The organism is Streptomyces sp. NPDC096324 (assembly GCF_044763015.1).
GTDB lineage: Bacteria > Actinomycetota > Actinomycetes > Streptomycetales > Streptomycetaceae > Streptomyces.
Window position 1 is genome coordinate 1 of the sequence record NZ_JBIWFK010000037.1, and the last position, 4996, is coordinate 4996.

At 66.1% G+C, this 4996-nt stretch carries 7 protein-coding genes and 1 pseudogene; 4 read left to right on the forward strand and 4 right to left on the reverse strand.

Going from position 1 to position 4996, the window contains the following annotated elements; all coding sequences use genetic code 11:
• Nucleotides 1-171: 171 nt before the first annotated feature.
• The 3 genes from ACIQ7M_RS40810 to ACIQ7M_RS40820 form a co-directional block, all read right to left on the reverse strand.
• On the reverse strand, nt 172-486 hold the full coding sequence (locus ACIQ7M_RS40810) for a hypothetical protein (protein ID WP_403654217.1): 315 nt from the start codon (nt 484-486) through the stop codon (nt 172-174).
• 435 nt (nt 487-921) lie between these two features.
• Nucleotides 922-1464, reverse strand: a complete 543-nt coding sequence (locus ACIQ7M_RS40815) for a hypothetical protein (protein WP_403654219.1) — start codon at nt 1462-1464, stop codon at nt 922-924.
• A gap of 159 nt (nt 1465-1623) precedes the next feature.
• Entirely contained in the window at nt 1624-2556 is a 933-nt protein-coding gene (locus tag ACIQ7M_RS40820; protein WP_403654222.1) for a transposase family protein, read from the reverse strand.
• Between the two features lie 128 nt (nt 2557-2684).
• Here ACIQ7M_RS40820 and ACIQ7M_RS40825 point away from each other — a divergent pair.
• The 3 genes and pseudogenes from ACIQ7M_RS40825 to ACIQ7M_RS40835 form a co-directional block, all read left to right on the forward strand.
• Nucleotides 2685-2807: pseudogene (locus tag ACIQ7M_RS40825) on the forward strand (IS5/IS1182 family transposase); the annotation flags it as partial.
• A gap of 68 nt (nt 2808-2875) precedes the next feature.
• Nucleotides 2876-3121, forward strand: a complete 246-nt coding sequence (locus tag ACIQ7M_RS40830; RefSeq protein ID WP_403654224.1) for a DUF2283 domain-containing protein — start codon at nt 2876-2878, stop codon at nt 3119-3121.
• Nucleotides 3118-3249, forward strand: coding sequence for a hypothetical protein (locus ACIQ7M_RS40835; RefSeq protein ID WP_403654227.1), 132 nt, complete (start codon nt 3118-3120; stop codon nt 3247-3249). The genes ACIQ7M_RS40830 and ACIQ7M_RS40835 overlap by 4 nt, the downstream gene beginning before the upstream one ends.
• Before the next feature lie 114 nt (nt 3250-3363).
• Here the strand turns inward: ACIQ7M_RS40835 and ACIQ7M_RS40840 are convergent, their stop codons facing one another.
• Complete coding sequence (locus ACIQ7M_RS40840) at nt 3364-3771, reverse strand: contact-dependent growth inhibition system immunity protein (protein WP_403654230.1); 408 nt, start codon at nt 3769-3771, stop codon at nt 3364-3366.
• A gap of 113 nt (nt 3772-3884) precedes the next feature.
• On the opposite strand from ACIQ7M_RS40840, the gene ACIQ7M_RS40845 reads away from it, so the two are divergent.
• The gene (locus ACIQ7M_RS40845) at nt 3885-4424 is read left to right on the forward strand and encodes a hypothetical protein (protein WP_403654233.1); all 540 of its coding nucleotides are present in this window, start codon (nt 3885-3887) and stop codon (nt 4422-4424) included.
• The last annotated feature ends 572 nt before the right edge of the window (nt 4425-4996 follow it).

The window sequence follows — 4996 nt, forward strand, 5'->3', positions numbered from 1 at the left end:
CCCTGTGGGAGAGTAGGACGCCGCCGAACAAATTTTGAGAAAACCCCCGGACCGGGGATACCGGTCCGGGGGTTTTCTGCGTTCAAGAACACTTCCTTGTCATGGATGTCATGGATACAGAGGCGGCTGTTCTGGCTCCGCTATGACGAGCCGGCCCGTGCACTTTGCTCCTCACCCGTCATCGGGGTGGTATGGCGGCGACGGATGATTCCAAACGGCGTCGAACCGACTGACGACCCGTCGGAGTTCGCTGGCGCTTCGGGGTGTCATGGCCCGCATCACGGTGTCGAGAAGAGCGCGTGCTTCCAGGGGATTGCCGCAGCAGTACCAGTGCACGTTGCCCCACTCGTAGTCGTGCCACAACAGGTGCTCAGGGTGGTGGACGTAGTCCTTCCAGAGGCGCACGGCCGTGCTGATGTCCCCTGGCTGCAGATAGTTGCGGGTGCGTTCGAGGCGAACAATCTCGGACAGCGCGCTCGACGACAAGCTGTCGATGGACTGCCTGGCACCTGCTGGCCAGCAGCGGGGAAGGCCGGCCCGGATGCGTCCTGGCCGTCTACGAGGCATGGACCTTTCGGTACGTGGTCATGCCGCACATCGTGCCACCCCCTCGAACGGCGGGAGCTGTTGAGTGAGCGGATCGGTGCCGTCTGTTCAGTCCGCGATGCGTGCGGAGGCGGAGCAGACGTCGCGGTTGGAGCACCGCCGCGGGCAGAGTGCGATGTACGAGGCCTCGACCGGAGTTCGGGCCGTCCCGTAACCACCATTGGAGCAGGTCGGGATGTGGTGCGCGGTGGCCCTCGCTCGCCTGTCCGGTGGTGCTGAGGTTGTGGGGGCGGGCGATGTCGCGCTGGGCGTGATGGACGCCGTCGCTCTTCTGCGTGCTGATCGACTTCTTGTTCCTCGACCGCGCCGTCAGCGTCAGGGGGTCAGGGCCATGGCGGCCCGGGCCAGACGTGCGGTCGGCCAGACGAAGCTGTTGGCGGGGTTGCGGAAGGAGTGGTCAGCGTCGTTGATCGGGTAGCCGGCCTCGGCTGTGGTCCAGTGTGTGGGGCCGCACGGACCCCGATCTTTCAGGAGTGCCGCGGCAAGCCTCTCGGGCGCCGGAATATGGGTGCGAGCGTGCAGGGCCGCGGTCAGGCGCTCGACGGCGTCATCCGGCAAGGCGTCGTCGCCGAACGCGGGTAGCAGGAGCAGCAGTCGGGCGTGAGGATCGGTGGTGCTGCCGCCGGGCAGGCGGTTATCGGCTGCGGCGGTTAGCTCGGCCCAGGACGGGCCGGGGCCCATGAAGTGCCCATCGTCCTGCGCCAGGCGCTCGGCCGCGTCCCAGTCCGGGTGGTGCAGGAGGTAGTCGATGCCTTCGTCCTCCTTGAAGGCGCGGTACACCACATACAGGCGGTGGTCGCCGGCGAGCGGCACCATGAAGACAGGCCAGGTGTCGCCGCCCAGCAGCCGGGACTGCAAGGATCCGGCTTCCTGTTCGTCCGTGCCGTCCAGGAGGTCCTCGTGTCCCCAGCTGCCTCACGGGTGACCGCTGGGGCGTCTGAAGCTTTTGCGGGACAGCCCTTGCGACCTCGTGCACGGTAGGCGGTGAGACGTCGCGAACTTCGGTGCGGCCCGGCTTCACATCTGCCGTGTCGGCTTCAGGTCCGCAGTCTGCTGGTGGGACAAAAGGCCGGCGATTGCTTGGACGGTGTCGCTCATGTGCTCGCGGCGGCCGAGGTGGCGAGCCAGCGCCCGCCAGTTCTTCAGATGGGCGATGCCGTGCTCGACCCGGATACGGCGTGAAGAGTGCGCCTTGCGCTGGCGCTCGTGCATCTCCTCGTACCAGTCCGGGGCGTTCTTCTTGAACTTGCGGTGCGGTGGTGTCACCACCCGGCCACCGGTCTGGGCACCCAGTCCCTGATAGCCGGCATCAGCCAGGATCTCGACTGCAGGCCCGTCGGCCAGGAGCTTGACCAGCCCTAACTCGCGGGCGTGGGTGATGTCCGCGCAGCTTGCGGGCCGGGCCGGGCTGCACCACAGCACGTGGCCTTCGCCGTCCGTGACCACCATGGACTTGACGGCGTTCTGCTTGTTCTTGCCGGAGATGAACTTGTCGCGGTCCTTGCGTCCGGCGGCGGGCCGACGGACCCGGATCTCGGTGCCGTCGACGATGCCGACCGTCCCGCTCGCGCCGAGATGGTCGACAACCTCAGCCAGAGACCGCAGCCGCACATCGGGGCTGACGGTGCAGCCCCGCTCGGCGAGCAGGCGCCGCACCTCACCGATGGCACGGGTGATGGTGGAGCGATCCACACCAAACCAGCAGGCCAGCACATCATGGGTGACCCCGTGACGAAGATGGACCAGCGTGGCCAGCAGCCGGTCGACGAACACTAGCCGGTACTTCGCGCCGGCGCCCACAGCTCTCTGCCGCGGGCGAGCGGCAAGCATCGCCTGATGACGCTCGTGCCACAACGGTCCGATCTCCTCGACGAGTTCAGCAATCACTCCGGCAGTCAGCCCCGTGATCCGCCGATTGCTGATGATCACCGCGCGCGTCGAGTTCCCCACCACCCGACCATGATCAACCATCCAGGCTCGACGTCTCACCGCCTACCGTGCACGAGCTCGTTGGGGTCGGTACGGAGAGTCTTCCAACGCGTTGACGCGGCAGGGCAGTTGGCCCAGGGCGACGGTGAGGGAGGCGGGTCAGCGCCACCCTGAGGAGTCGGGGGCTCCTGCGCAAACTCCGTTGCGGCACCGCCCGTATCACCGACATCGTCAAGGCCGTACTGGGCTTGTTCCTCGCCACGGCAGCCTGAGGTCGCTGTGGCCGGAGGCAGGACGAGGACAGTGCCGCCATCGACGACAGCAAGGGAGCTCGCTCACCGTGGCAGACGTCAGAGTCACCTACGACAAGACCGTGGACGCAGCGTACATATACCTCACTGAACCGCGGGCCCGAGTGAAGTCGGCACGCGTGTATCCCTGCGATCCAGTGGACGTCGACGGCATGATCAACCTGGACTTCGACAAGCAGGGCCGCCTCATCGGCATCGAGGTGTTGGCTGCCAGTTCAAAGCTGCCTGAGTACCTGCTCCAGTCCGCGGAGCGACTGGATACCGAAGGTGCATGAAACCGTCGAGCATCGTGCTCGCGGCGATCGCGGGGACCGCGGTGTGCCTTGCAGCAGGTTGGAAAGCTCACGAGAACGTGCTTGAGATCCGCCATGTCGCGTGGCTGGGGCGGCTGTTGATCGGGTGAGCGGTGATCGGCACCATGGTTCGTCGGATCACCGGGGGTAGCCCGGTCAAAATCCGAGGACCACGGTGTCTTCGGTGGACAGCCCCGTAGAGAACGCCAGGCACCTGCAACGCGTCAAGAATTCTGGGTGGCACCGACGAACCGCTCGACCTCGCTTCGCAGGTATGGCGAGAGGTCCGAGAGGCTGTCAGCGATAAGGGTCAGTTGCCTCGCAAGGTCCGGGTAAACGCTCCAGACCGCCGAGGGCCTGGTCAGAACTGCGCGCAGCAGGTCTCCCTCGTACATATGCCCTTCGGCCAGCGGGTTGTCTCGCAGCACCTCCACCGCGAGCGGAAGAAGTACCGCCAGCCCGATGTCCTGCCCGATCAGCAGACGCAGGTCTTCGACGGTCAGAGTCCCGACCGGCCGGCTCCGCAGGGCATGCGCCGTCGCAATGAGACGGGTGGCGTCAGGTGGGGGTGCCTGCCAGCGATCACGCTCAAGCTCCTCGAGGGACCGACTACGGTCGATGGATACGGTCACCGGGCGATTCTCTCGTGGCTGCGAGATCTCAAACGCGGTCTGAGCGTCTTCGGCGACGTCCGCGTGACACTCGTCGGTCGGCCGGGCAGGCCTACCGTCAGGAACGAGGAATCGTGAACGCTGATGCCGAGCGGGAAGACCCGAGCTGCGACCTCAGCACCTGGACGATCGAGCGTCTTCGGTCGTTCGCCGAGGACGCTCAAGGCCGGCAGCTTGAGTCAGTACGTGTCGTCGCGCAGGGCCATGCCTATCGCGCCGGCGAACCCCACGAAGTCCGCAAGCAGTGGGCCAAGCTGTCATTGCAGGCCAACCGGCGACTTCAAGGCGACGGTCCCTGGGATGAGGCACGAGCGGTGCAGCAGAACTTCATGCTCCGGACGTGGGTGATCGACCAGGTCGGCCCCGACTACGAGGATGATGACTGGAGCCCCGAGGCGTTGGCGTCCGACACCGTCACGGCGCTGGCCTTCACCCCGGCAGAAGCACTTGCGCTCGCTGATCACTGGTGTGGCCTCGCCGTTGAGCAGATAGGCGAGCTGCGGCGGCACAAGAACCTGACAGCCCATCTCGACAGACTGGTCGACCACCTGCAACCCGGCCCGGTACGGGAACAGCTCCTCGCCTGGACAGAGACGCGCCAACACCTGCCCTGACCTGAGAGGTGGGGGACTGGCAGGCGGTTGCTCGACTTGAGTAGTCGGAAGGCCGGGTGTCCGAACCGGGCTCGCAGGAACCCTGCCGTTCCCAGCGCCGCCCACTCGTCCTCCGCAAACCCAAGGACTCCCCGAAGGCCGGCGACAACCGACGCCTGTCCGTCGGGCAGCTCCGCTTTGGCCACGCCTCCGATGACGTCCAGAGCCGTGAGCTCCTGGTCCGCCGGCGTGCCTCTCATCGAAGTGGGGGGGAGAGCCCCCACCATCAAGGCGCGGAACGCACGCAGCCTTGCTGGGGCAGGGGCCGCGTCAACTCGATCACCAACGTCGAACCAGACATGCTGGGAGCCTGGTGAGGCCGGCCGCTGACGAGGGTCCCGGTCGAGGTCAAAAGATCTTGACAGGGCGTGTTGACACTGCCTGGCCGGATGAGTAAAGTTCTTCGAGTTGTCACGGAGCCGGTCTGGTTCCGGGACGGCGCCTCCGCCGCTCTAGCGGCAATCAAATCTTCAGCACGATCTCCCAGCCGGGGTGAATTCGGTGTGCCCGAATTCAATTCGATTGGGGCCTGG